At 72.5% G+C, this 25,053-nt stretch carries 21 protein-coding genes and 1 riboswitch; of the genes, 7 read left to right on the top strand and 14 right to left on the bottom strand.

All coding sequences use genetic code 11. The annotated features are described in order from the left end of the window. Positions 1-927, top strand: a complete 927-nt coding sequence (locus AC2CJA_RS04450; protein WP_484601331.1) for a methyltransferase domain-containing protein — start codon at positions 1-3, stop codon at positions 925-927. A gap of 44 nt (positions 928-971) precedes the next feature. Here AC2CJA_RS04450 and AC2CJA_RS04445 read toward each other — a convergent pair whose 3' ends face one another. Both AC2CJA_RS04445 and AC2CJA_RS04440 read right to left on the bottom strand, forming a co-directional pair. Next, positions 972-2,306 carry an NsdA family TPR-like regulatory protein gene (locus AC2CJA_RS04445; protein WP_484601330.1) on the bottom strand — a complete coding sequence of 445 codons (1,335 nt, stop codon included), beginning with the start codon at positions 2,304-2,306 and terminating at the stop codon, positions 972-974. A gap of 239 nt (positions 2,307-2,545) precedes the next feature. Continuing rightward, positions 2,546-3,724 carry an acyl-CoA dehydrogenase family protein gene (locus tag AC2CJA_RS04440; protein WP_484601329.1) on the bottom strand — a complete coding sequence of 393 codons (1,179 nt, stop codon included), beginning with the start codon at positions 3,722-3,724 and terminating at the stop codon, positions 2,546-2,548. Positions 3,725-3,928: 204 nt separating this feature from the next. On the opposite strand from AC2CJA_RS04440, the gene AC2CJA_RS04435 reads away from it, so the two are divergent. Further along, entirely contained in the window at positions 3,929-5,269 is a 1,341-nt protein-coding gene (locus tag AC2CJA_RS04435; protein ID WP_484601328.1) for a UDP-glucose dehydrogenase family protein, read from the top strand. A gap of 128 nt (positions 5,270-5,397) precedes the next feature. Then, positions 5,398-5,778, top strand: a complete 381-nt coding sequence (locus tag AC2CJA_RS04430) for a VOC family protein (protein WP_484601327.1) — start codon at positions 5,398-5,400, stop codon at positions 5,776-5,778. A gap of 136 nt (positions 5,779-5,914) precedes the next feature. On the opposite strand, the gene AC2CJA_RS04425 is transcribed toward AC2CJA_RS04430, so the two are convergent. The 4 genes from AC2CJA_RS04425 to AC2CJA_RS04410 form a co-directional block, all read right to left on the bottom strand. Next, positions 5,915-7,183: a transglycosylase family protein gene (locus AC2CJA_RS04425; protein WP_484601326.1), complete on the bottom strand. Its 1,269-nt coding sequence runs from the start codon at positions 7,181-7,183 to the stop codon at positions 5,915-5,917. A gap of 4 nt (positions 7,184-7,187) precedes the next feature. Beyond that, a riboswitch (cyclic di-AMP (ydaO/yuaA leader) is annotated at positions 7,188-7,407 on the bottom strand. A gap of 283 nt (positions 7,408-7,690) precedes the next feature. Beyond that, complete coding sequence (locus AC2CJA_RS04420) at positions 7,691-8,887, bottom strand: dipeptidase (RefSeq protein WP_484601325.1); 1,197 nt, start codon at positions 8,885-8,887, stop codon at positions 7,691-7,693. A gap of 1 nt (position 8,888) precedes the next feature. After that, positions 8,889-9,440 (bottom strand): 5-(carboxyamino)imidazole ribonucleotide mutase, encoded by a 552-nt coding sequence (gene purE, locus AC2CJA_RS04415; RefSeq protein WP_241716374.1) that lies wholly within the window; start codon positions 9,438-9,440, stop codon positions 8,889-8,891. Then, positions 9,437-10,606 (bottom strand): 5-(carboxyamino)imidazole ribonucleotide synthase, encoded by a 1,170-nt coding sequence (locus tag AC2CJA_RS04410; RefSeq protein ID WP_484601324.1) that lies wholly within the window; start codon positions 10,604-10,606, stop codon positions 9,437-9,439. The genes purE and AC2CJA_RS04410 overlap by 4 nt, the downstream gene beginning before the upstream one ends. A 132-nt stretch (positions 10,607-10,738) precedes the next feature. On the opposite strand from AC2CJA_RS04410, the gene AC2CJA_RS04405 reads away from it, so the two are divergent. Further along, a complete protein-coding gene (locus AC2CJA_RS04405; RefSeq protein WP_484601323.1) occupies positions 10,739-11,254 on the top strand; it encodes a GtrA family protein in 516 nt (171 codons plus the stop codon). On the opposite strand, the gene AC2CJA_RS04400 is transcribed toward AC2CJA_RS04405, so the two are convergent. Together AC2CJA_RS04400 and AC2CJA_RS04395 are read right to left on the bottom strand one after the other, a co-directional pair. After that, positions 11,180-12,502: an ATP-binding protein gene (locus AC2CJA_RS04400; protein WP_484601322.1), complete on the bottom strand. Its 1,323-nt coding sequence runs from the start codon at positions 12,500-12,502 to the stop codon at positions 11,180-11,182. The genes AC2CJA_RS04405 and AC2CJA_RS04400 overlap by 75 nt on opposite strands. An 88-nt stretch (positions 12,503-12,590) precedes the next feature. Next, positions 12,591-13,268 carry a response regulator transcription factor gene (locus AC2CJA_RS04395; RefSeq protein ID WP_241716366.1) on the bottom strand — a complete coding sequence of 226 codons (678 nt, stop codon included), beginning with the start codon at positions 13,266-13,268 and terminating at the stop codon, positions 12,591-12,593. Between the two features lie 432 nt (positions 13,269-13,700). Here AC2CJA_RS04395 and AC2CJA_RS04390 point away from each other — a divergent pair, with 432 nt between their 5' ends. Further along, positions 13,701-15,200: a peptide MFS transporter gene (locus AC2CJA_RS04390; RefSeq protein ID WP_484601321.1), complete on the top strand. Its 1,500-nt coding sequence runs from the start codon at positions 13,701-13,703 to the stop codon at positions 15,198-15,200. Between the two features lie 160 nt (positions 15,201-15,360). Here the strand turns inward: AC2CJA_RS04390 and AC2CJA_RS04385 are convergent, their stop codons facing one another. Both AC2CJA_RS04385 and AC2CJA_RS04380 read right to left on the bottom strand, forming a co-directional pair. Beyond that, a complete protein-coding gene (locus AC2CJA_RS04385; RefSeq protein ID WP_484601320.1) occupies positions 15,361-15,879 on the bottom strand; it encodes an ATP-binding protein in 519 nt (172 codons plus the stop codon). A gap of 267 nt (positions 15,880-16,146) precedes the next feature. Continuing rightward, complete coding sequence (locus tag AC2CJA_RS04380; RefSeq protein WP_093661090.1) at positions 16,147-16,530, bottom strand: STAS domain-containing protein; 384 nt, start codon at positions 16,528-16,530, stop codon at positions 16,147-16,149. Positions 16,531-16,786: 256 nt separating this feature from the next. Between AC2CJA_RS04380 and AC2CJA_RS04375 the strand changes: the two genes are divergently transcribed. Further along, positions 16,787-17,701: an RNA polymerase sigma factor SigF gene (locus AC2CJA_RS04375; RefSeq protein ID WP_484601319.1), complete on the top strand. Its 915-nt coding sequence runs from the start codon at positions 16,787-16,789 to the stop codon at positions 17,699-17,701. A 184-nt stretch (positions 17,702-17,885) separates the two neighbouring features. Here AC2CJA_RS04375 and hutI read toward each other — a convergent pair whose 3' ends face one another. The 4 genes from hutI to hutU are packed head-to-tail and all read right to left on the bottom strand — an operon-like array spanning position 17,886 to position 23,435. Continuing rightward, on the bottom strand, positions 17,886-19,097 hold the full coding sequence (gene hutI / locus AC2CJA_RS04370) for an imidazolonepropionase (RefSeq protein ID WP_484601318.1): 1,212 nt from the start codon (positions 19,095-19,097) through the stop codon (positions 17,886-17,888). Next, positions 19,097-20,494, bottom strand: a complete 1,398-nt coding sequence (locus AC2CJA_RS04365) for a formimidoylglutamate deiminase (protein WP_484601317.1) — start codon at positions 20,492-20,494, stop codon at positions 19,097-19,099. The genes hutI and AC2CJA_RS04365 overlap by 1 nt, the downstream gene beginning before the upstream one ends. Continuing rightward, a complete protein-coding gene (locus AC2CJA_RS04360; protein ID WP_484601338.1) occupies positions 20,485-21,705 on the bottom strand; it encodes an allantoate amidohydrolase in 1,221 nt (406 codons plus the stop codon). Before AC2CJA_RS04360 ends, AC2CJA_RS04365 begins: the two co-directional genes overlap by 10 nt. A gap of 23 nt (positions 21,706-21,728) precedes the next feature. After that, a complete protein-coding gene (gene hutU / locus AC2CJA_RS04355) occupies positions 21,729-23,435 on the bottom strand; it encodes a urocanate hydratase (protein WP_484601316.1) in 1,707 nt (568 codons plus the stop codon). Between the two features lie 111 nt (positions 23,436-23,546). Here hutU and AC2CJA_RS04350 point away from each other — a divergent pair, with 111 nt between their 5' ends. Further along, entirely contained in the window at positions 23,547-25,025 is a 1,479-nt protein-coding gene (locus AC2CJA_RS04350; protein WP_484601315.1) for a type III PLP-dependent enzyme domain-containing protein, read from the top strand. The last annotated feature ends 28 nt before the right edge of the window (positions 25,026-25,053 follow it).

The raw sequence follows: 25,053 nt of genomic DNA, 5'->3' as shown, positions 1-25,053 counted from the left end.
GTGACTCAGGTCAACGACGGCAAGCCCACCGCCGATGACGCGTTCAGGCTCTCCACGTCGTCATCCTCCATGCCGTCGATCATGCTCGAAATGCTCGGCCTGCTCGATGTACGGGAAGGGCATCGGGTCCTGGAGATCGGCACCGGCACCGCTTACAACACCGCCTGGTTGTGTCACCGACTGGGCGAGCACAACGTGACCAGCGTGGAGATGGACGAGGCGGTCCTGGGCACTGCCGGGGAGAACCTGAGGCGGGCGGGGTTCCACCCGACGACTGTCCTCGGCAATGGCCGCGAAGGATACCCCCGGGGCGCGCCGTACCAGCGGGTCATCTGTACGTGCACCGTACGGGAGGTGCCGGAAGCATGGCTGGAGCAGTGTTCTGACGGGCGAATCGTAACCCCATGGGGCACAAGCTTCTTCAGCGGCTCCTACGCCACCTTGGATGTGGTGGGCGGCAAGGCGCGTGGGACGTTCTCCGGTTACCCGGCCTTCATGTGGGACCGCACTCAGCGGGCCGGGGCCGGTCGCATCACGGATTACTACCATGGTGAGGAGGGTGACAAGGGAACCACCGACATCCCACCGCAGAACGTCATCCAGGACGCCCCGGCGTTTTTCGTCAGTCTCTTCGTCACCGATGCGTGGTACCGGTGGTGTGAGGCTGACGACGACAGCGGGGAGGCAACCTTGTGGTTCCTCGCCGACGACGGGAAGTCATGGGCGACCGTGGAATACGTGCCCGGCCAGGAAACGTACGAGGTGGAGCAGTATGGTCCCCGCTCGCTGTGGGGCGAGGTGCGGGAGGCTTTCCACCGCTGGTACGCATTGGGCAGGCCGCAGCGGTCCCGCTTCGGTCTGTCGGTCGACGGACGCGGACAGCGAGTACGGCTGGACGACACGCGCAACATCGTCTTTCGGGGATAGCCCCTGGACGGAGGGAAGTCCTCGCTCCTGCGGGGGCTTCCTCATCAGGTCCGGAGTACGGCCGGGGTCAGCGTCCGCACGCGGTCGTGGAGGTCGCGGGCGGTGCGGTTGCGCAGGTGGGGGCGGATCAGGGTGACCATGGTGCGGATGCGGTCGTCCACTCGTCCGCTCTGGACGTGCGGGTAGTCGTCCAGGGCCGAGTGCCAGGTCGCGGAGGCTTCTTCGAGGTGGCCGAGTCGCATCTGCCGTTCGGCGGCGATCGCCAGGTTCCGCACCCGGCTTCTGCGCTGCGTGGGCTGCCGGAGCCTGTTGGACTCCGCTTTGGCCTTGACCGCCCCGCTGATGTCTCCGAGTTCGTACCGCGCCTGGCTCGTGTGATCCGCGAGTGCGGCCGGGTCGTACCGGCCCGAGACCCCGGCGGGTGACTCGGCCTTCTCCATCGCCACTTCCGCGTCGCGCAGGTGGGCCAGGGCGGCGTGGCGGTCGCCGGTCTGGGCGGCGGCATACGCTTGCTGGCCGGCGAGGAAGGCGCGCATGCGCGGTCCGGCCTGGGGGGAGGCGGCGGCTGCGGCGTCGGCCAGGCGCAGGGCCTGCGGCCCGTGGCCGAGGTCGGCGGCCTGGACGCTCATGCCGCGCAGGGTGGTGCAGTAGGTGAGGTGGTCCTCGGCCGCGCCGGCCAGTTCCAGGGCCTTGAGGTAGTACTGCTGCGCCAGCCCCTGCAGCCCTTCGTCCACGGCCATGTAGCCGGTGAGGTAGCACAGGTCGGAGGCGGCCGAGAGCATGTCCCTGCGCACCGGCTCGGGGGCGTCGGCGCGCAGGTACGCCGCCACGGTGTTGACGATGAACGAGGCGGCCATCGGGCGGGCGTGACGGCCGCCGAACCGGTCGTCCAGTTCGCTGATGCGCTCGGTCATGGCGGTCACCATGTCCACCTCCGGCCGCCCGATGCGCACGCTGCGGCCGGCCCGTACCGCCTCCATCCGGCCCACCACGTCCTGCCAGCCGGGGACGGTCAGCGCCACGGAGAAGAGGCCGACGCCCAGCACGCTCCTGCGGGACGGGTCCATGTCGCTCCTCCCGAGGGTCATCAGTCCTTCCACGGTATCCGCGCCACCGCCCGTCTCCCCGTCCCCCAGACCGATCTCGGCCAGCGTCACCGGCCTGCGCAGCCGACGTGACAGGGCCTCACGGATGAACGGGCGCACCGCCTTGCGCGGCCGGGTGCCGCTCAGCCAGTGGCTCACCGCCGACTCGTCGTACCGCAGCGGCACCCCGGCCTCCGCCCCGACGCGGTTGACCGCCAGGGCGAGCTGGGACTGCGACCACTGGCTCTCGGTCAGAACGCGCCGCAGACCCTCGTTCGGCTTCCTGGCTCCCATGCCCACTCCCCCGCGTTCCCCAGCTCAGATTCCGCCGCCATGGATACGGTACCGCTCTGCGTGTTCACGCTGTTGCTTTGAGTGAGCATGTGGCGCGGAGGCCGGCATCGGGTTCCGTGCCATGGTACCGGGGGGGGGGGGGGGGCGGGGGGGGGGCGCGGAGGCCGCCAGGGGGTTCCGGCCCATGGAAGCGGCACCCGGCGAACCCGGGAGCCGCTTCCATCAATGAGAGGTCCGCCTTACGGCAGGTTGCGGGCCATCACGATGCGCTGGACCTGGTTGGTGCCCTCGTAGATCTGGGTGATCTTGGCGTCGCGCATCATGCGCTCGACCGGGTAGTCGCGGGTGTAGCCGTAGCCGCCCAGCAGCTGTACGGCGTCCGTGGTGATCTCCATGGCGGCGTCGGAGGCGTAGCACTTGGCGGCGGCGCCGTAGAAGGTCAGGTCCTCGGCCTTGCCGTCGGCGCCGAGGGTGACGCGCTCGGAGCGGGCGGCGGCCGCGTAGGTGAGCTGGCGGGCGGCCTCCAGCTTCATCGCCATGTCGGCGAGCATGAACTGCACGCCCTGGAAGTCGCCGATCGGCTTGCCGAACTGCTTGCGCTCGGCGACGTAGCCCTTGGCGTAGTCCAGTGCGCCCTGGGCGATGCCGAGGGCCTGGGCCGCGATGGTGATGCGGGTGTGGTCCAGGGTCCTCATCGCGGTGGCGAAGCCGGTGCCCTCCTCGCCGATCATGCGGTCGGCGGGGATGCGGACGTTGTCGAAGTAGACCTCGCGGGTCGGGGAGCCCTTGATGCCGAGCTTCTTCTCCGGGGCGCCGAAGGAGACTCCCTCGTCGCCCTTCTCCACCACGAAGGCCGAGATGCCCCTGGAACGCTTCTCGGGGTCGGTGACGGCCATCACGGTGTAGTACTCGCTGACGCCGGCGTTGGTGATCCAGCGCTTGACGCCGTTGAGCACATAGGTGTCCCCGTCGCGCACGGCGCGGGTCCTCATGCCCGCGGCGTCCGAGCCGGCCTCCGGCTCGGAGAGGCAGTAGGAGAACATCGCGTCGCCCTTGGCCAGCGGTGCGAGGTACTTGCTCTTCAGCTCCTCGGAACCGGACAGGACCACCGGGAGGGAGCCGAGCTTGTTGACGGCCGGGATCAGGGAGGACGAGGCGCAGACGCGGGCGACCTCCTCGATCACGATGACGGTCGCGAGCGCGTCGGCGCCCGCACCGCCGTAGGACTCGGGTACGTGGATGGCGTGCAGGTCGCCAGCGACCAGCGCCTCCAGGGCCTCCTGCGGGAAGCGGCCCTGCTCGTCCACCTCGGCCGCGAAGGGCGCGATCTTCGCCTCGGCGAGCGAGCGCACCGATTCGCGGAGCATGTCGTGCTCCTCCGACGGACGGTAGAGGTCGAAGTCGGTCGATCCCGCCACGGTGTCTCACTCCCTGGGTGCACTGCTGCTAACTACCGTTAAGTAACACAATTCTAGTGGTCCGCCGCCGCTGTGAATACATGAGCTTGCCGACACCCGGTCCCGCGCGCTGCGTCCGGACCGCCCCGCACGGCCCTCGGCGGGGCCGGCGGCGGCCGGATATGCTCGCGGGCAGCACTTCGCCCGCACCCCCAGGAGCAGTCCATGGCCCTCAGGATCACCGTGATCGGCACCGGTTACCTCGGCGCGACGCACGCCGCGGCCATGGCCGAGCTGGGCTTCGAGGTGCTGGGTCTGGACGTGCTGCCGGAGAAGATCGAGACGCTCTCCGCCGGGCGGGTGCCGTTCTACGAGCCCGGCCTGGAGGAGCTGCTGCGCCGCCATGTCGCCGGGGTCCGGGGATCGACCGGGCGGCTGCGCTTCACCACCTCCTGGGAGGAGGCGGGCGCGTTCGGCGACGTCCACTTCGTCTGTGTGAACACCCCGCAGAAACAGGGCGAGTACGCGTGCGACATGTCCTATGTGGACAGCGCGGTGGACTCCCTGGCCCCGCACCTGACGCGGCCCGCCCTGGTGGTGGGCAAGTCCACGGTTCCGGTGGGCAGCGCGGACCGGCTGGCACGGCGGCTGGCCGAGCTGGCCCCGGCCGGCGACGCGGCGGAACTGGCGTGGAACCCGGAGTTCCTGCGCGAGGGCTTCGCCGTCGAGGACACCCTGAGCCCGGACCGCATCGTGATCGGGGTACGCTCGGCGCGCGCCGAGGAGCTGCTGCGCGAGGTGTACGCGAAACCGGTGGCCGGGGGCTCGCCCTTCGTCGTCGCCGACTTCCCGACGGCGGAGCTGGTGAAGACGGCCGCGAACTCCTTCCTGGCCACCAAGATCTCGTTCATCAACGCCATGGCCGAGGTCTGCGAGGCGGCCGGCGGCGACGTGGTGAAACTGGCGGAGGCCATCGGGTACGACGACCGGATCGGGGGTAAGTTCCTGCGCGCCGGGATCGGCTTCGGCGGCGGCTGCCTGCCCAAGGACATCCGCGCGTTCATGGCGCGGGCGGGCGAGTTGGGCGCCGACCAGGCGCTGACGTTCCTGCGCGAGGTGGACTCGATCAACATGCGCCGCCGCTCCCACATGGTGGAGCTGGCCCGCGAGACGGTCGGCGGCGCGTTCCTGGGGCAGCGTGTGGCGGTGCTGGGGGCGACCTTCAAGCCGGACTCCGACGACGTGCGGGACTCGCCGGCGCTGAACGTCGCCGGCCAGATCCATCTGCAGGGCGGGCAGGTGACGGTCTACGACCCCAAGGGCATGGAGAACGCCCGGCGGGTCTTCCCCACCCTGGGCTACGCGGACAGCGTGCCGGAGGCGGTGCGCGGGGCGGACGCCGTGCTGCATCTGACGGAGTGGAGCGAGTTCCGGGAGCTCGATCCGGAGGAGCTGGGCCAGGCCGTGGCGCACAAGCGCGTCCTGGACGGCCGCAACACCCTCGATCCGGCCCTGTGGCGCAAGGCCGGCTGGTCCTTCCGCGCACTGGGCCGGCCGACGGCGTAGGGTCCGCCCCGCCCCCGGGGCCGCTCAGCCCCCCGGACGGCCGTGGTGCGCGCCTGCGGCCGGGGTCGTCAGCAGGCGACAGGCCGGGTAGCAGAGGGGTGACCCACGACACAGGAGGGATGAGCACCATGGCCATCACCACACTGCGGGACGTCGTCGTACTGGACTGCCCCGAGCCGGGGAGGCTCGCGGACTTCTACGCACGGTTGCTGGGCGGGAAGGTCGAGAGCGAGGGCCGGTGGGCGGAGGTGACGTTCGAATCGGGCTCCCTGAAGGGCCGGACGTTCGCCTTCCAGGAGGCGCGCGGGCACGTGCCGCCGCAGTGGCCGAGCGCCGAGCGGTCGCAGCAGTTCCACCTCGACTTCCACGTGCCCCGCGAGGAGTTGGACGCGGCCGAGCGGGAGGCGCTGGAACTGGGGGCCGAACTGCTCCAGGGCGGCGGGGGCGAGCGCGGTTTCCGCGTCTACCGCGACCCCGCCGGGCACCCCTTCTGCCTCTGCGTCGACTGAGCCGGCCGCCCGCGAGGGAGTGGAGGCGGCGGCGCGCCGCGGAAACACGGAGAAGAGGCGGGCGGGCAAGGAGTGTCCGCACACTCCTTGCCCGCCCGCCTCATGACCGGCTCCGGGCCGGCGAGGGTCAGGACCCTCAGATGCTGACGCCGTTGGCCCGCAGGTAGGCCAGCGGGTCGATGTCCGAGCCGTAGCCGGGGGCGGTACGGATCTCGAAGTGCAGGTGCGGGCCGGTGCTGTTGCCGGTGGAACCGACGGCGCCGATCTGCTGGCCGGCGCTGACCGACTGGCCGGCGCTGACCGACAGCGAGGACAGGTGGCCGTACTGGCTGTACCGGCCGTCCTCGTGGCGGATGACGATCTGGTTGCCGTAGGCGCCGCCCCAGCCGGCGGAGACCACGGTGCCGTTGGTGACGGCCTTAACCGGGGTGCCGGAGGCGGCGGCGAAGTCCTCACCTGTGTGGCCGTTGGACCAGCGCGCGCCCGAGGCCTTGTAGGAGCCGGACGGAGCGGCGTTCACCGGGGCGGTGTAACCGGTGACCGCGGCGCGGTCGCTGCGGTCGGTGCGCTCGGCCTCGGCTCGCTCGGTCTCCTCGGCCTTCGCAGCCGGCTCGGCCTCGGCCTCGACCTGGGGCTTGCTCTCGGTCTCGGCCTGGGGCTTGGCCGCGGCCTTCTGCTGGGCGGCGGCACCGCCCAGGGTGAGCTCCTGGCCCGGGAAGATCAGGTTCGGGTTGTCGCCGATGACCTGGCGGTTGTCCTCGTAGATGCGCTCCCAGCCGCCCTGGACGCCCTGGGCATCGGCGATCTTGAAGAGGGTGTCGCCGCCGGCGACCTCGTAGGAGGTGCCGTTGTCGGCGCCGCTCCGGGCGCGCTCACCGCGGTCCGCGCGCTGCGGCGTGGCCTCGGGCTCGCTCTTCTCCTGCTTCGGCTCGGGCTTGGCCTCGGCCTTCGGAGCGGCGGACGGGACCTGCTCCTCCTGCTCGGTCGGGTTGCTCTGACCGTCGGGGGAGACGGCCGGGGCGGGACCGCCCTTGGTCAGGCCTGCCTTGACCGAGCACACGGGCCAGGCGCCCGGGCCCTGTCCCGCCAGCACCTTCTCGGCGACGGCGATCTGCTGGTCCTTGGTGGCGAGGTCGGCACGCGGCGCGTACTGGGTGCCGCCGAAGGCGGCCCAGGTGCTCTGCGTGAACTGCAGACCGCCGTAGAAGCCGTTACCGGTGTTGATGGACCAGTTGCCCGTGCTCTCGCACTGGGCGACCTTGTCCCAGGTTTCGACGGAGGCGGCGCTGGCCCCGCCGGCGGCCACCAGGGGGAGGGCCATGCCGGCGCCGCCCACGGAGATGGCCAGCGACAGGCGGGTGAGGCGGCTGTTGCGAATACGACGGTGACGTCCGCGTGCGGACATAGGTGTGCTCCTTCTCCTACGCCTGCGAGGTGAGCTGTCGGGTTCGGGCTGGAGTTGCCCGGCCATGTGTGCCGCGGCGCGTGCCGCGGCATGGCTTCACCCCAAGCCGTCCCGTACGGGCCCTGTGGGCCCGGGACGGCGGCTTACCTTGGGTCCCCCGCTCCTGCCATCGGGTGGTGTGGATGGTCCAGCCCGCCGCCGTTGACAGGATTCGGCGTTCGACAGCGGGCCGCCGCACATTCGTACGGCGCGACCAGAAAGGTAGGCATATCGTTTCCGCCGATACAAGCCGATGGGTCACAGGACGCCCGTTTCGAAGGCTTTAATGATCATCCGATCATCACTGTCCGCCGCATTCACCTTCCGAAGAGTGGCGACGCCCCTCCCTGACACCACGTCACACCCCTCCACCACCAGGAGCCATGACGCAGAAGACCCTCCCCGTCACGCAGAGCGACGCACCGGGGAGGGTCGGCTCGTGAGTTGAATCACGAGGAGGTCAAGGAGCTACCCGTCGAGCTGTCCGATGGTGGCGATGGACGGACCGCGCCTGGTCTGCTCGTGGCGGGCGACCGCCTCCGCGTCGCGCAGCACGCGCACCGCGTTCCGCCAGGTGAGCTTGGCGAGGTCGGCCTCGGACCAGCGGCGGTCCAGCAACTCCGCCACCAGGTGCGGGTATCCGGACACATCGCTCAGGTCGGACGGGGTGAAGGCCGTGCCGTCGAAGTCGCCGCCGATGCCGATGTGGTCGATGCCCGCGACCTCGCGCATGTGGTCCAGATGGTCGGCGACCGTCGCCGCCGTGGCCACCGGACGCGGGTTGGCCTCCTCGTACGCGCGTTGGACCGCCAGGCCCCTCTCCGTGCCGTCCAGGGGGTGAAGGCCGTGGGCGCGCATGTTCTCGTCGGCGGCCTCGGTCCAGGCGACGGCGGCCGGCAGCACGAACTTCGGCACGAATGTGGCCATCGCCACACCGCCGTTGACCGGAAGCCGCTCCAGTACGTCGTCGGGGATGTTGCGCGGGTGGTCGCACACCGCGCGGGCCGAGGAGTGCGAGAAGACCACCGGCGCCGTCGTCACGCGCAGGGCGTCGCGCATGGTGGCGGGCGCCACATGGGAGAGGTCCACCAGCATCCCCAGCCGGTTCATCTCCCGCACGACCTCCTCGCCGAAGCGGGTCAGCCCGTCGTGGCGCGGGGTGTCGGTGGCCGAATCCGCCCAGTCGACGGTGTCGTTGTGGGTGAGCGTCATGTAACGCACACCCAGCCGGTACAGGGCGCGCAGTGTGGCCAGGGAGTTGTTGACGCAGTGGCCGCCCTCGGCGCCCATCAGGGAGGCGATGCGGCCCTCGGCGCGGGCCGCCTCCATGTCGTCGGCGGTGAAGGCGGGCCTGAGGTCGGCCGGGTGGCGGTCGGCCAGCCGCCGCACCACGTCGATCTGCTCCAGACAGGCGCTGACGGCGGCGTCGCCGGTCAGATCGGTGCGCACGTAGACCGACCAGAACTGCGCTCCCACCCCGCCCGCGCGCAGCCGCGGGATGTCGGTGTGCAGATGGGCCGACTGGTCACCGGCGATGTCGCGCCGGTCGAGGTCGTAGGCGACCTGCTCGCGCAGCGCCCACGGCAGGTCGTTGTGGCCGTCGGCGACGGGGTATGCCTCCAGCAGTGCCCTGGCCCGTGCCAGCAGCTCGGCGGAGTGGCCCATCTCACCTGCCCCCGAAGCCGAACCCCGCGCCTCCCGCGGCGACCTTGCTCCGCAGCCGCCTGCCCTTCTCCCGCGCCTGGTCCTTCAGCTCCGCCTGGAACCGCTCCATGCGCCCGCGCAGCTCCTCGTCGTGGGCCGCCAGGACGCGGACCGCCAGCAGGCCCGCGTTGCGCGCGCCGCCGACCGAGACCGTGGCGACCGGGACCCCGGCGGGCATCTGGACGATGGACAGCAGGGAGTCCATGCCGTCCAGGTGCCGCAGCGGCACGGGGACGCCGATCACCGGCAGCGGGGTGACGGAGGCGAGCATGCCCGGCAGGTGGGCCGCTCCCCCGGCACCCGCGATGACCGCCTTCAGCCCGCGTCCGGCCGCCTCGTCGCCGTAGGCGATCATCTCGTGCGGCATGCGGTGGGCGGAGACGACGTCGACCTCGTAGGGGACCTCGAACTCGTCCAGGGCCTCGGCCGCGGCCTCCATGACGGGCCAGTCCGAGTCGGATCCCATGACGATCCCCACGACGGGGGCGGAGGCGGGGCTGGGGGCGTTGCTCATTCGGTGATGGTCCCTCGCAGATAGGCGGCGGCGTGGGCGGCGCGCTCGCGTACGTCCGCCAGGTCGTCGCCGTAGGTGTTGACGTGGCCGACCTTGCGGCCGGGCTTCACGTCCTTGCCGTACATGTGGATCTTCAGCTGCGGATCGCGGGCCATGCAGTGCAGGTACCCCTGGTACATGTCGGGGTAGTCGCCGCCGAGCACGTTGGCCATCACCGTCCACGGCGCGCGGGGGCGCGGGTCGCCCAGCGGCAGGTCGAGCACGGCCCGCAGGTGGTTGGCGAACTGGGAGGTGACCGCGCCGTCCTGGGTCCAGTGGCCGCTGTTGTGGGGGCGCATGGCCAGCTCGTTGACCAGGACACGGCCGTCGCGGGTCTCGAAGAGCTCCACCGCCAGGTGGCCGGTCACGCCCAGCTCCCCCGCGATCGTCAGCGCCGTCTCCTGGGCGTGGGCGGACAGCTCCGGCGACAGGCCGGGCGCCGGGGCGATCACCGTGTCGCACACCCCGTCCACCTGGATCGACTCCACCACCGGATAGGCCACCGCCTGGCCGTGCGGGGAGCGCACCACGTTGGCCGCCAGCTCGCGGACGTAGTCCACCCTCTCCTCGGCCAGTACCGGCACGCCCGCCCGGAACGGCTCGGCGGCCTCAGCCTCGGAGGACACCACCCACACGCCCTTGCCGTCGTAGCCGCCGCGGACGGTCTTGAGGACGACCGGCCAGCCCTCCCCCTTCCGCGGGGCGCCTTCCCCCGGGGTGCCTTCCCGCGCGAACCGCGTGACGTCGGCCGGATCCGCCACGATCCGGTGCCGGGGGCAGGGGATGCCGATCTCGCTCAGCCGCGCCCGCATCACGCCCTTGTCCTGCGCGTGCACCAGCGCGTCGGGGCCGGGCCGCACCGGGATGCCCTCCGCCTCCAGGACGCGCAGGTGCCCGGTGGGCACGTGCTCGTGGTCGAACGTGATCACGTCGCAGCCGCGGGCGAAGTCGCGCAGAGTGGCCAGATCGCGGTAGTCGCCGATGACGACGTCGCGGACCGCCTGGGCCGCGGAGTCCTGCGGGGTGTCACTGAGCAGCTTGAACCTGATGCCGAGGGGGATGCCCGCCTCGTGCGTCATCCGCGCGAGCTGCCCCCCGCCGACCATGCCGATCACAGGAAATGTCACGTCCGTAGCCTATCGGCCGGACGGCGGGTACCCGTCGCGGTACGGGGGCGTGGCTAGCATGGCGGGCCAGGACGCGACGGCGGGCCCCGCGGGGCCGCGCGAGAGCCGAGAGAACGGGGCGAGTGGATCACTATGGGTGAACGGCGCGCACTGCGCTCCAGGCTGCTGCGACTACGGCGCGAGCTGGCCAGGTTCGGCACGGTGGGGGCCCTCGGCTTCCTCGTCAACGTGGCCGTCTTCAACCTCTGCATCCACGGCCTGGGCCTGGCTCCGGTGCGCTCGGGGGTGTTGGCGACCGCGGTCGCCATCGGCACCAACTACCTGGGCAACCGCTACTGGACCTACCGGCACGCCGACAAGAGCCGGATACACCGCGAGGCCGGTCTGTTCACACTGTTCAGCGGCATCGGCCTGGTGATCGAGAACGGCGCGCTGGCCATCTCGCACTACGGTCTGGGCCTGGCCTCGCCGCTGGCCGACAACATCGCCAAGAACGTCGTCGGCCTCGGCATCGCCACGGTCTTCCGCTTCTGGGCGTACCGCACCTGGGTCTTCCGCGGGGGGCGCAAGGCGTCAATCCCCCGCCGACGGCTCGTCGGCCTCACGGCTGAGGAAGAGCGCGAAGACCGGCGGGCGCTGCTGAAGTAGCTCAAGGCGTCCCCCGTCGGCCTCCGCCAGGTCGCGGGCGACGGCCAGGCCCAGGCCCGTGGAGTTGCGCCCGCTGACCGTGCGCTCGAACACCCTCGACCCCAGCTCCGGGTCGACACCCGGCCCCTCGTCCGTCGCCTCGACCACCACCTGGTTCCCGGCGATCCGGGTGCGCAGGGCGACCGCGCCGCCGCCGTGCATCAGGGCGTTCTCGATGAGCGTGGCCAGCACCTGCGCCACCGCTCCCGGGGTCCCCACCGCCCGCAGGCCCTGGCGGCCGGAGCGGACGACGGCCCGGCCCGCCTTGCGGTACGCCGGGCGCCACTCCTCGATCTGCTGCTTGACCACCTCGTCCAGGTCGAAGCCCACGGCGGAGCCCGAGCGGGGGTCGCGCGAGTTGGTCAGCAGCCGCTGCACCACGTCGGTCAGCCGCTCCACCTGGGCGAGACCGACCAGCGCCTCCTCCCGGATGGTGGAGGCGGCGGCATGGGCGGTGCCGGTGGTACCGGTGGCGTCCGTGATGTCCCCGGCGCCGGCCGTCTCGATGGCGTCGGCCGCCGTGACGATCTCCTCCAGCCGCATGGACAGCGCGGTCAGGGGGGTGCGGAGCTGGTGGGAGGCGTCCGCGGCCAGCCGCCGCTCGGCGGTGAGCATCCGGGCGATCCGCTCGGCGCTGGCGTCCAGTACGTCCGCCACCCGGTCCAGCTCGGGCACGCCGTAGCGCCGGTGGCGGGGACGGGGGTCGCCGGAACCGAGGCGCTCGGCGGTCTCGGCGAGATCGGTGAGGGGGGCCGCGACGCGACGGGCCTGCCGCACGGCCAGGAGCACCGCCGAGATCACCGCCAGCAGCGCCACCGCCAGAATGATCAGCAGGGTCCGGCCCACCTCCTCACGGACCCGGTCGTCGTCCTGCCGGACGGTGACGGTGACGTCGTCCGGCTCGCCGGCGCGTCCCTCGATGGCGCCCTCGCCGGGGCGCTCGCCCAGCTCGATGGGGGGCTGCCCGGGCAGCTCGATGCGGACGTGGCGGTCGTGTGGGACCTGGGAGCGCATGGAGGCGGCGGTCACACTCTCCTCGGCGACCAGGCGGCTCTCGACGACCGAGACCAGCCGTGCGGCGTCGGAGCGGACGCTCTCGCGGGCGCTCTCCTCGATGGTGCGGGTCTCGACGATCACCAGGGAGACCCCGAAGACCGCGATCACGACGAGGACCACGGCCAGCGTGGAGTTGATCAGACGTCTGCGCATGGCGGCGCGGGCCCTTCAAAGTCTTCGGCGGTCTCGCGGTGTTCCCCGCGGCGGTCCTGCGGTGTCCTTCGGCGGCCCCAGGCGGCCGTCAGTCCTTCTCGAAGCGGAAGCCGATGCCGCGGACCGTGGCGATGTAGCGGGGTTTGGCCGCGTCGTCGCCGAGCTTCTTGCGCAGCCAGGAGATGTGCATGTCGAGGGTCTTCGTCGACGACCACCAGGTGGTGTCCCAGACCTCGCGCATCAGCTGGTCGCGGGTGACGACGCGGCCGGCGTCGCGCACCAGCACCCGCAGCAGGTCGAACTCCTTCGCCGTGAGCTGGAGCTCCTCCTCCCCCATCCAGGCCCGGTGCGACTCGACGTCGATGCGCACACCGTGGGTGGCGGCGGGCTGCACGGGCTCGACGGCGCCCCGCCGCAGCAGGGCCCGCACCCGGGCGAGCAGCTCGGCCAGCCGGAACGGCTTGGTGACGTAGTCGTCGGCGCCCGCGTCCAGTCCGACGACGGTGTCCACCTCGTCGGCGCGCGCGGTCAGCACCAGGACGGGGAAGGTGTGCCCCTCGTTGCGCAGCCGGCGGCAGACCTCCAGTCCGTCCATGCCGGGCAGGCCGAGGTCGAGCACGACCAGGTCGATGTCGCCGTGCTGGCCGGCGTCGAGCGCGCCGGGGCCGTCCTCACGCACCTCGACCTCGTACCCTTCGCGGCGCAGGGCTCGGGCCAGCGGCTCCGAGATGGAGGAGTCGTCCTCGGCGAGCAGTACTCGGGTCATGGCCTGATGGTAGACCTCGCCGCGGCGGCTCCGGCGGGCCGCCGGTGAACCGGGCGGCGCCCGTCCGGTTCCGGCAGGAGGTGTGACATGCGCCTCCCGCCGTCCGTCGTACGCCGGGTGCGCGGGGGACGGTGTCGTACCCTGGCCGAGGCGTCGTCCGGGAAGCCGGCGGCCCCTGGCGCGGAGGCGCCGGGGCCCGCGGCCGAGGCCCCCGCACACCCCCCGCACACCCCGTACGCACCCGTGCGCGGGGGCCGTCCCGGAAGCCGGCCCGCGCGGGATCCGCCGGGCTCCGTGCGTGCGACGGCGCCGCAGGAACTGTCGGCCGGGAACGGGCACGCGCGGACGGGGCGCGGAGCCGGGCCGACCACCCGCCCCGGGCGCGTGCGCACCACATCGCGCGCGTCCCGACCCAGCAAGGAACCCACCACCATGGCGTCCAGTCTGACGAAGGACTCCGCCGGCAGCACCGGCAAGACCTTCTTCGGCCACCCCCGCGGCCTGGCCACACTCTTCATGACGGAGATGTGGGAGCGCTTCTCCTGGTACGGAATGCGCGCCATCCTCGTCCTCTACCTGATCGCGGGCGTACTCGAAGGTCCCCTCGCGGGCCGCGAGGCCCTCGCCGCGGCGATCTACGGCGTCTACAACGCCGTCGTCTACATGGCCGCCATGCCCGGCGGCTGGGTCGCCGACCGCCTGTGGGGCGCGCGCAAGGCGGTCCTGGTCGGCGGCATCGTCATCGCTCTGGGCCACTACACGCTGGCGATCCCCTCCGACGTGGCGTTCTTCGCCGGGCTCGGCCTGATCGCGATCGGCACCGGCCTGCTCAAGCCCAACATCTCCGCGATGGTCGGCGGCCTCTACGAGGGCCGGTCCAGCGCCCGCCGCGACGCCGGCTTCACGATCTTCTACATGTCGATCAACATCGGTGCCATGTTCGCGCCGCTGGTGGTCGGCTACCTCGGCGAGAACGTCGACTGGCACCTGGGCTTCGCCGTCGCCGGCGTCGGCATGACGCTGGCCGTGGTCCAGTACGTCCTGGGCGGCCGCCACCTCGGCGACGTGGGCCGTCACCCCGGCACCCCGGCCACGCCGGAGGAGAAGCGCGCGGTGCTGCGCAAGGTCGTGCTGTGGACCGGTCTGGCCGCCGCGGCGCTGCTGGCGGACCTGGCGCTGGGCACGTACGACATCGAGCACATCGTCAACTTCCTGGCCGTCCTCGGCGTCGTCGTCCCCGTCCTGTACTTCGTCTCGATGTACCGGAACCCGGAGCTGACCGAGGAGGACCGTCCGCGCGTCAAGGCGTTCGTGTGGTTCTTCGCCACCGCCGTGCTGTTCTGGATGATCTACGACCAGTCCGGCTCACTGCTGACGATCTTCGCGGACAACGACACCGACCGCACGATCGGCGGCTGGGAGTTCCCGGCCTCGTGGTTCCAGTCGGTCAACCCGGTCATGATCATAGTCCTGGCGCCGGTCTTCGCGAGCCTGTGGGTGTGGCTGGCCAAACGGAACCACGAGCCCGGCGCACCGATGAAGTTCGCCCTGGCGATGCTGCTCATCGGCGGTTCCTTCGGTCTGATGGGCCTGGCGGGCGCCGCCGCGGCGAACAGCGAGACCGGCAGGGTCACCGTCTTCTGGCTGCTGAGCGTGTACCTGCTGCAGACCCTCGGCGAGCTGTGTCTGTCCCCGGTGGGCCTGTCGCTGTCGACGAAGCTGGCCCCGAAGCAGTTCGTCGGCCAGATCATGGGTCTGTGGTTCCTGGCCACCGCCACCGGCAACGCCCTCAACGGCTGGGCGACCCAGCTCAACGAGCCGATGGGCGACGCGGCGTACTACACCATGTGGGGTGTGGTCGCCGTGGCCGCGGGCCTCGCCTTCATGACGGCCGGGAAGCGGATCCGGGCCCTGATGGGCGGCGTGAGGTAACGCCCCCGTACGGCCGCCGTCCCCTCGTGTGCTTCATCCCCGGCGTTCGCGGCCGGCGCTCCGGCGCACTCGTGTCCGGACACGAGTGCGCCGGGCCCCGAGCGGGACCCGGCAGTGGGTACCGGACTTCCGGAGGGGCGGCCGGAGCGGCCGGGCCGGACTACCGGTCCGCGTCCGGCCCGGCCATTTCGGCCCAGACCGTCTTCCCGGCCGTACCGTCCGGATGGCGCACCACGCCCCAGTCCAGGCAGAGCCGCTGAACGATGAACATGCCGTGCCCGCCCGGCCGCCCGGGGCGGTGCGGGGTGCGGGGGGAGGGGAGGCCGGCGCCGCGGTCGGCCACCTCGATCCTCAGCAGTTTGGGGCCGCGGCCTATGCGCACCTCTTCGGGCCCGTCTGCGTGCAGACAGGCGTTCGTCACCAGCTCGGAGACCACGAGCAGGGCGTCTTCGGCGGCGGCGCGCTGCTCGGGGCCGGTCGCGGGCAGCCAACCCCAGTCGTGAAGCGCCTGACGGGTGAAGTCACGAGCACGGGGGACCGCACCGCTCGCCCCCATGAGTCGCAACCGTCGTACCTGGCGCATCTCGCGCACCTGGCCGACCGGCGCGGCTGCGGTCGCGGCGGTGCCCTCCGGGTCCGGGCCGCGGTCGCCCGCCGGTTGCGGCCGGGTGGTGCTCATCAGTGCTTCACCTCACCGGATTGACCAGTTCGTCGGTCTTCGCCTGGTCTGCGAACAACTGTTTCGGAGGGATTTCAGGGAGTCTCCTGCCCTGCGGAGGCGGGAGAACACCCATCTGTCGGGAGGGAATCGCGCCCCGGACGTAACACTCTGGTCACGGGCCGGTACGCGGGCGCCCACGAACGGTCCACGCGGTTCCCATGCCGGCGTGACCCGGTGGCGCGGCCGAGGACCCGCCGTCGGGACCGCGCCACCGGAGTCACGCCGTCAGGACTGCGCGGTCTCCTTCAGCGCGTCGGCCAGGCTCTCGTGCAGGGCGAACACACCGTCCGCCCCCGTGATCTCGAACACCCTGGCGACGACCGGCCGCATTCCGGCCAGGTGGATCCCGCCTCCGGCCGCCTCGGCCTTCAGCCTGGCGCCCAGGAGGACGTTGAGTCCGGTGGAGTCGCAGAACTCCAGCTTCGAGCAGTCGACGACGAGCAGCTTCTCGCCGTCCTCCAGCGAGCGCTCCAGCGGTTCTCGCAGCAGATCGGCGGTGTGGTGGTCGAGTTCGCCGTCAGGCGTCACCACCAGACTCGCGCCGTGGCGCTGTACGTCGACCGTCAGTCGACCCCGGTGGCTGGTGCTGCCGGGCACCCCGCGGTCCATGTACACCCCTTCAACATTCCCAGTAACCGATCACTGCCGTCCGGAGATGGACGTTCGAACCCTACGCCCTTACAGCCGCAACCGGTAGCCGCACAACCAGCACATCAGGGCATATTCGGGCAACCAGCACTTGCCATCCTCCCTCGGGAGCAGGTAGGCGTAGGAGGGACCACTAAAACACGTCGGCTCGGAGGCGCCGCACCCCGTAGTGCAGGAACGGCTTCGGCAGCCATATGCCGAGAACGATGGAGGCACCATGTCACCCCGGCTCGACGAATCGCCCATCACTTCGTCGGTCGTCCCGCCCGAGCGGTTCGGGGGCGGGTTCCCGGAGGTCGGCCCGGAGCAGGCGGAGATGCTGTCCGGCCTGCTCGGCCTGCCCGAGATCCCGCCGTACGACGAGGTGGGACCGCTGGACGCGCGAGCCCTGTCCAAGACCCTCTTCGAGCGTCTGGAGACGCTGCGGGAGGGCACGCACGAGTACGCGTACGTCCGCAACACCCTGGTCGAGCTGAACCTCGCGCTGGTGAAGTTCGCCGCCGCCCGGTTCCGTTCCCGCAGCGAGCCCATGGAGGACATCGTCCAGGTCGGCACCATCGGCCTGATCAAGGCGATCGACCGGTTCGAGATCGGCCGCGGGGTCGAGTTCCCGACCTTCGCCATGCCGACGATCGTGGGCGAGATCAAACGCTTCTTCCGCGACACCTCCTGGTCCGTACGCGTCCCCAGGCGTCTGCAGGAACTCCGCCTGGACCTGGCCAAGGCCGGGGACGAACTGGCACAGCAGCTCGACCGCTCCCCGACCGTCGGTGAGCTGGCCGACCGTCTGGGCCTGAGCCGGGAGGAGGTGATCGAGGGCATGGCCGCGAGCAACGCGTACACCGCCAGCTCCCTCGACGCCCAGCCCGACGAGGACGAGAGCGAGGGCGCGCTCGCCGACCGCATCGGCTACGAGGACCACGGACTGGAGGGAATCGAGTACGTGGAGTCCCTCAAACCGCTGATCGCCGAACTCTCGCCGCGTGATCGCAGAATCCTCTCCCTCCGCTTCGTGGCGAACATGACCCAGTCCGAGATCGGCGAGGAGCTGGGTATCTCCCAGATGCACGTCTCCCGCCTGCTCTCGCGGACGCTGGGCAGGCTCCGCAAGGGCCTGCTGGCCGAGGAGTGACACACTCCCGCCCGACCGGACGAGTGCCCCGTTCCGTCACTCCTATGGCCTACGGGAATCACTCTTTCGATTTTTTGACCCGCCTTTGACCTCCGAGGCCCGTCCGGGGAGCGCGCCCCGGCGGGGCCCCCCCCGGGGGGGGGCCCCGGCGTGACGGGCCCGTCCGGCGGCACGGACCGCTCGCTCACAGCACGCGCGCACCGCGCTGCCAGACCGCCGCGACCAGCGGTACGCCGGGCCGGTAGGCCAGGTGGACGTGCGAGGGCGCGTCCAGGAGCACCAGATCGGCACGGGCGCCGGGGGTGATCCGGCCGATGTCGATGCGGCGCAGGGCCGCGGCGCCGCCCGCGGTGGCGGACCAGACCGCCTCGTCCGGTGTCATGCCCATCTCGCGGACGGCGACCGCGACGCAGAAGGGCATGGAGCTGGTGTACGACGAGCCCGGATTGCAGTCGGTGGACAGCGCGACGGTGACGCCGGCGTCCAGCAGGCGGCGGGCGTCGGGATAGGGCGAGCGGGTGGAGAACTCGCAGCCGGGCAGCAGCGTGGCGGCCGTGCGGCTGCCGGCGAGGGCGTCCACGTCGGCGTCGGTGAGATGGGTGCAGTGGTCGGCGGAGGCGGCGTCCAGCTCCACCGCGAGCCGCACGCCGGGGCCGGGCCCGAGCTGGCCCGCGTGGACGCGCGGGACCAGGCCGTGCGCGATCCCGGCGGTGAGGACGGCGCGGGCCTGGTCGCCGTCGAAGGCGCCCCGCTCGCAGAAGACGTCCACCCAGCGGGCCCAGCGGGCACAGGCGGCCAGCATGGGGCCGGTGACGAGGTCCACGTAGCCGTCCGGATCGTCGGCGTACTCCGGGGGCACCACATGGGCGCCGAGGTAGGTGACCTCGTCCACGTGGTCGTCGGCGACGCGCAGGGCGCGCGCCTCGTCCCCGGCGGTGAGACCGTAGCCGGACTTGGTCTCCAGGGTGGTGGTGCCCTGCCGCAGCGCCTCGCGGACGTGGCGGGCCAGGTTCGCGGCGAGCTGCTCGTCGGTGGCCTTCCGGGTGGCCTCGACGGTGGTGCGGATACCGCCGGCGGAGTAGGGACGGCCGGACATGCGCGCGCGGAACTCCTCGGTGCGGTCGCCGCCGAAGAGCAGGTGCGAGTGGGAGTCGACGAAGCCGGGGATCATCGCCCGGCCGCCCGCGTCGACACGACTGTCGGTGTCGGGTGCCTGACTCTGCGTACCGACCCAGGCGATGCGGTCGCCCTCGATGACGACGGCCGCGTCCCGGATCAGACCGAGGGGAGTGTCCTCGGCGGCTTCACAGGAGTGGTGATCGTTGGTGACCAGGGCGGCGATGTTGGTGACGAGGGTGCCGGTGGTGGTGTCGAGGGGGGTGTTCGGGTTGCTCATCAGCGGGCTGCTCCTTGCTGGATGGCTTCAGCCAGGGCCGCGGGGACGTCCGGCACGCTCCGGTGTACCCCGTCGCGCACCACATGGCGACCGCCGACGACCGTGTGGCGCACGTCGGCCGCGGTGGCGGCGAACACGGCGGTCTCCGCCCCCAGCCGGGGCGGCGGTCCGGCGGTGCGCACCGTGTCCAGGGCGACGGTGGCGAAGTCGGCGAGCCGGCCGGCCTCCAGCCGCCCCGCCTCCGGCCAGCCGATCGACGCCTGGCCGAACTCGCCGGCGGAGCGCAGCAGTTGTGACGCCGTCCAGTGGCCGCGGGCACGGGTGCGCAGCCGTTCGTCGAGTTCCATCGCGCGGGCCTCCTCCAGCAGGTCGATCACGGCGTGGCTGTCGCTGCCCAGACACAGCGGCGAACCCGCCCGCATCAGCGCGGCGGCCGGGCCGATGCCGTCGGCGAGGTCGCGCTCGGTGGTGGGGCACACGCACACCCGGGTGCCGGAGCCGCCCAGGAGCGCGATGTCGGCGTCGGTGAGGTGGGTGGCGTGGACGGCGGTGGTACGGGGGCCGAGCACCCCGTGGTCGGCCAGCAGCCGGGTGGGAGTGCGGCCGTGGACGGCCAGGCATGCGTCGTTCTCGGCGGGCTGCTCGGAGAGATGGACGTGCAGGGGCGCCTCCCGCTCCCGGGCCCAGTCGGCGACGGCGGCCAGTTCGGCGGCGGGCACCGCGCGCACCGAGTGGATCGCGGCGCCCACACGGGCGTGGTCGCCCGGTGGCCGCAGGGCCGCGGCCCGTTCGGCCCAGGCGGCGGCGCTGCCGTCGCCGAAGCGGAGCTGGTGGCGGTCCAGGGCGCCGCCGCGGCGGGCGGAGAGGAGACCGGAGGCCAGATAGCAGGTGTCGAGGAGGGTGATGCGGACGCCGGCCTCGGCGGCGGCCGCCATCAGCGCGTGCCCCATGGCGTTGGGGTCCTCGTAGGAGGCGCCGCCGGGGGCGTGGTGCAGGTAGTGGAACTCGCCGACGGCCGTGATGCCGGCCAGCGCCATCTCGGCGTACACCGCCCGGGCCAGGGCGAAGTAGCTCTCGGGGGTGAGGCGGTCGGCGACGGAGTACATCACCCGCCGCCACGTCCAGAAGGTGCCGGAGCCGGTCTGGACGGTGCCGCGCAGGGCCCGGTGGAAGGCATGGGAGTGCGCGTTGGCCAGGCCGGGGAGGGTCAGACCGCGCAGCGGCTCGGCGTCGGGCGGCGGGGCGGGCTCCCCGGTGCGTACGGCGGCGATCCGGCCGCCGGCCGTCTCGATCACCGCACCGGGTTGGACGGTGCCGCCGATCCAGGCGTACTCGGCCCAGTACACACCCCCGGGCCGCGGGGAGCCGGGGGCCGGGGGTTCGGGAGTCAGGGGCACGCCAGGTCCTCCAGCACGTCGGCCAGTGCCCGCACCCCGGCGACGCAGTCGTCCTCGTCGGCCGACTCGGCGGGCGAGTGCGAGACACCGGTGGGGTTGCGCACGAAGAGCATGGCGGTGGGGATCTCGGCGGAGAGGATGCCCGCGTCGTGCCCCGCGCCGGTGGGCAGCACGGGTGCGCCGCCGAGCCGGGCCGCGATGCGGTCGCGCAGCCCGTGGGCGAACTCCACCACGGGTGTGGCGGACTCCCGGGTGACGGCCACCCGCACGCCGTCGCGCGCGCCGCGCTCGGCGGCCGAGCGCTCGATCCCGGCGACGACGGCGGCCAGGGTCTCCTCGTCGGGGGCGCGGGAGTCGAGCCAGCCGCGCACCAGGGAGGCGATGGCGTTGACGCCGTTCGGCTCGACGGCGACCTTGCCGAAGGTGGCCAGCGCCCCGGCCAGCCGGGCCTTCTTCCGGGCGGCCAGGACGGTGTTGGCGTAGGTGAGCATCGGGTCGTGGCGGTCCTCCAGACGGGTGGTCCCGGCGTGGTTGGCCTCACCGTGGAAGTCGAACCGCCAGCGGCCGTGCGGCCAGATCGCGGAGGCGACGCCCACCGCGCGCCCGTCGGCGGACGTGCCGGCGAAAGCCCCGTCCTCGGCGAGGTTGCGGCCCTGCTCGATGTGGAGTTCGACGAACGCTCCGATACGGGCGAGCCGTTCGGGATCGGGGCCGATCGCGTCGGGGTCGTGTCCGGCGCGCTCCATGGCCCGCGGCAGCGAGACGCCGGCGTCGTCCCGCAGCTCCCGGGCCTGGTCGGCGGTGAGCTGCCCGGCGGCCAGCCGGGAGCCGACGCAGGCGAGGCCGAAGCGGGCGCCCTCCTCGTCGGCGAAGTTGACCACGGCCAGCGGCCGGGCCGGACGCACTCCTCTGCCGTGCAGCTCGTCGAGGGCGGCGAAGGCCGACACCACGCCCAGCGGTCCGTCGAAGGCGCCGCCGTCGGGTACGGAGTCCAGGTGCGAGCCGGTCACCACGGCATCCCCGGCGGCCCCGGCGGGGTCTCCCAGCCAGGCCCACTGGTTGCCGTTGCGGTCCGTCTCGTACACCAGCCCGCGTGCCCCGGCCTGCTCACGGAACCACGCCCGGCACTCGGCGTCCGCGCCGGTCCAGGCGTGGCGCCGGTAGCCGCCGGTGGCCGCCGACCGCCCGACGGGCAGCAGTTCCCGCCACATCTCGTGGAAGGGGGCGCCCGGCCTCACGAGGCACTCCCGGACCCGCCGCCGTCCGCGCCGTCCTCGCGCATCGGGACGCGCACCCCGCGCTCGGCGGCCACCTCCTCGGCGCGCTCGTACCCGGCGTCCACATGGCGGATGACGCCCGTGCCCGGGTCGTTGGTCAGCACCCGGCGGATCTTCTCCCCCGCCAGCGGTGTGCCGTCGGCGACGGTGACCTGCCCGGCGTGGATCGAGCGGCCCATCCCGACGCCGCCGCCGTGGTGGATCGAGACCCAGGAGGCCCCGGAAGCCACGTTGACCATGGCGTTGAGCAGCGGCCAGTCGGCGATGGCGTCGGAGCCGTCGAGCATGGCCTCGGTCTCGCGGTACGGCGAGGCCACCGAGCCGCAGTCCAGGTGGTCGCGGCCGATGGCCAGCGGGGCGGAGATCTCGCCGGAGGCCACCATGTCGTTGAAGCGCTCCCCGGCCCGGTCGCGCTCCCCGTAGCCGAGCCAGCAGATGCGGGCGGGCAGGCCCTGGAAGTGCACCCGCTCCCCGGCCATCCGGATCCAGCGGGCCAGGGACTCGTTCTCGGGGAAGAGGTCGAGTACGGCGCGGTCGGTGGCGGCGATGTCCTCGGGGTCGCCCGAGAGCGCGGCCCAGCGGAAGGGCCCCCTGCCCTCGCAGAACAGCGGCCGGATGTAGGCGGGCACGAAGCCGGGGAAGGCGAACGCCCGCTCGTACCCGGCCAGTCGCGCCTCCCCCCGGATGGAGTTGCCGTAGTCGAAGACCTCGGCGCCGGCGTCCTGGAAGCCGACCATCGCCTCCACGTGGCGGGCCATCGACTCCCGTGCCCGCGCGGTGAAGTCGGCGGGCTTCTCGGCGGCGTAGGGGGCCATCTCCGCGAAGTCGACGCCCAGTGGCAGGTAGGCCAGTGGATCGTGGGCGGAGGTCTGGTCGGTGACGATGTCGACCGGCGCGCCCATGGCCAGCAGGCGCGGCACCGCGTCGGCGGCGTTGCCCAGCACTCCGATCGACAGCGGGCGCCGGGCGTCGCGGGCCTCGGTGGCCAGCCGCAGGGCGTGGTCGAGGGAGTCGGCGCGCACGTCGAGGTAGCGGTGCGCGATGCGGCGCTCGACGGCACGCGGGTCGCAGTCGACACAGATGACGACGCCGCCGTTCATGGTGACCGCCAGCGGCTGGGCGCCGCCCATGCCGCCGAGCCCGGCGGTGAGGGTGATCGTCCCGGCCAGCGAGCCGCCGAAGCGCTTGGCCGCGACGGCGGCGAAGGTCTCGTAGGTGCCCTGGAGGATGCCCTGGGTGCCGATGTAGATCCACGAGCCGGCCGTCATCTGGCCGTACATGGTCAGCCCGAGCGCCTCCAGGCGGCGGAACTCCTCCCAGTTGGCCCAGTCGCCCACCAGGTTGGAGTTGGCGATCAGCACGCGCGGCGCCCACTCGTGGGTGGCCAGTACGCCGACCGGGCGGCCCGACTGGACGAGCATCGTCTCGTCCGGCCCCAGGGTGGTGAGGGTGCGGACCATGGCGTCGAAGGAGCGCCAGTCGCGGGCCGCCCTGCCGGTGCCGCCGTAGACGACGAGCTTGTCGGGGTGCTCGGCGACCTCGGGGTCGAGGTTGTTCCGCAGCATCCGCAGGGCGGCCTCCTGCTGCCAGCCCCGGGTGGTCAGCCCGGAGCCGCGCGGGGCCCGTACGGTCCGCGGCCCTGAGGGCCCTGAGATATCTGCCATGGTCCCCTGCCTCCGGGTTTGAATTGGTTACTACAGACACTCTATTGACTGAATAGAGCTAGTCAACGCGTGGTGTCGTCCGCCGGCTCCGGCCGTGTTTGTCTTGTGTCCATGGCTCACTCCTACCGCGCCGCCGTTCCGCCGGGGCCCTCCGGCGCCCCGGGCTCCCCCGGAACCCCCGGGAGCCCGCGGGCCGCCTCGCCCGCCGCCCGCCGCGACGCCGCCGTACGGGCCGCCGTCGCCCGCGGGCTGCTCTCCGACGAGCACCCGGTCGCGGCCCTGCTGGACGTGGCGTCCGTACGGGAGACGGCCGCGGCCCTGCACGCCGCCTTCGAGGAGGTGACAGCGCCCGGCCGACCCGTACTGCACTCCTTCGCGGTGAAGGCCTCGTCCCTGGTCCCCGTGCTGCGGCTGCTGGCCGACTGCGGGCTGGGCTGCGAGGTCGCCAGTCCGGGCGAGCTGGCCCTGGCCCGGGCCGCCGGGGTCGGGCCGGACCGCATCGTCCTGGACTCCCCCGCCAAGACCGCGGGCGAACTGCGCGAGGCACTGGAGTCGGGCATCGCCCTCAACGCGGACAACCGCCAGGAGCTGGAGCGGCTGGACGCCCTGATGTCCCCCGGCGCCCTGCCCTCCCTCTCCGGCGGCCGGTCCGCCCCGCCGGTCGGCCTGCGCGTCAACCCACAGCTCGGCGGCGGCAGCATCGGCGCTATGAGCACCGCGACGGCCACCTCGAAGTTCGGGTTCGCCCTCCAGGACGAGGGGGCGCGCGAGTTCGTCGTACGCGCCTGCGTGGAGCGCCCCTGGATCACCCGGCTGCACTGCCACGTCGGCTCCCAGGGCATGCCGCTGGAGAAGATGGCCGCGGGCGTGGCCGCCACCTACGAGCTGGCCGAGGAGATCAACCGGGCCGCCGGGGAACAGCGCATCGGCACCCTCGACATCGGCGGCGGCCTCCCGGTCAACTTCGGCTCCGAGGAGGTCTCCCCCACCTTCGCCGAGTACGCCCGGCTGCTGCGGGACACCGTCCCCGGCCTGTTCGACGGGCGCTACGGGCTGATCACCGAGTTCGGGCGGTCGGTACTGGCCAAGTGCGGGCTGGTGCTGGCCCGGGTGGAGTACGCCAAGAGCTCCGGAGGCCGCCCGATAGCGGTCACCCACGCGGGCGCACAGGTCGCCGTACGGACGGTCTTCGCGCCCGAGGCGTGGCCGCTGCGGATCGCCGCCTACGACGGGCGGGGCCGGCCCAGGCGGGGCGCGCCGGTGGTGCAGGACGTCGCCGGGCCCTGCTGCTTCGCCGGCGACCTCGTGGCGCGCGGGCGGGAACTGCCACGACTGGCGCCCGGCGACCTGGTGGCGCTGCTGGACACGGGGGCCTACTACTTCTCCACCCCGTTCGACTACAACAGCCTGCCCAGACCGGGCGTGTACGGCTTCACCCTCGCGGACACCGCGACGGACGGGGCGGCCGGGACGGGCGTCGACAGCGACGGCGTGCGCTTCGCGACCGTACGCCCGCCCCAGACCCTCGACGACCTCGTCGCCGCGTCCGGCGGCGCCCAGCGCGACGCGCTCACCGCGCCGCGGCCGTGACCCGCGCCCGGGGGCGGCGCTCCCGGGC

The organism is Streptomyces sp. ATLC9, assembly GCF_057196705.1.
The sequence above is the reverse complement of the archived record's forward strand: the minus strand, read 5'-3'. Positions and strand labels throughout refer to the sequence as shown.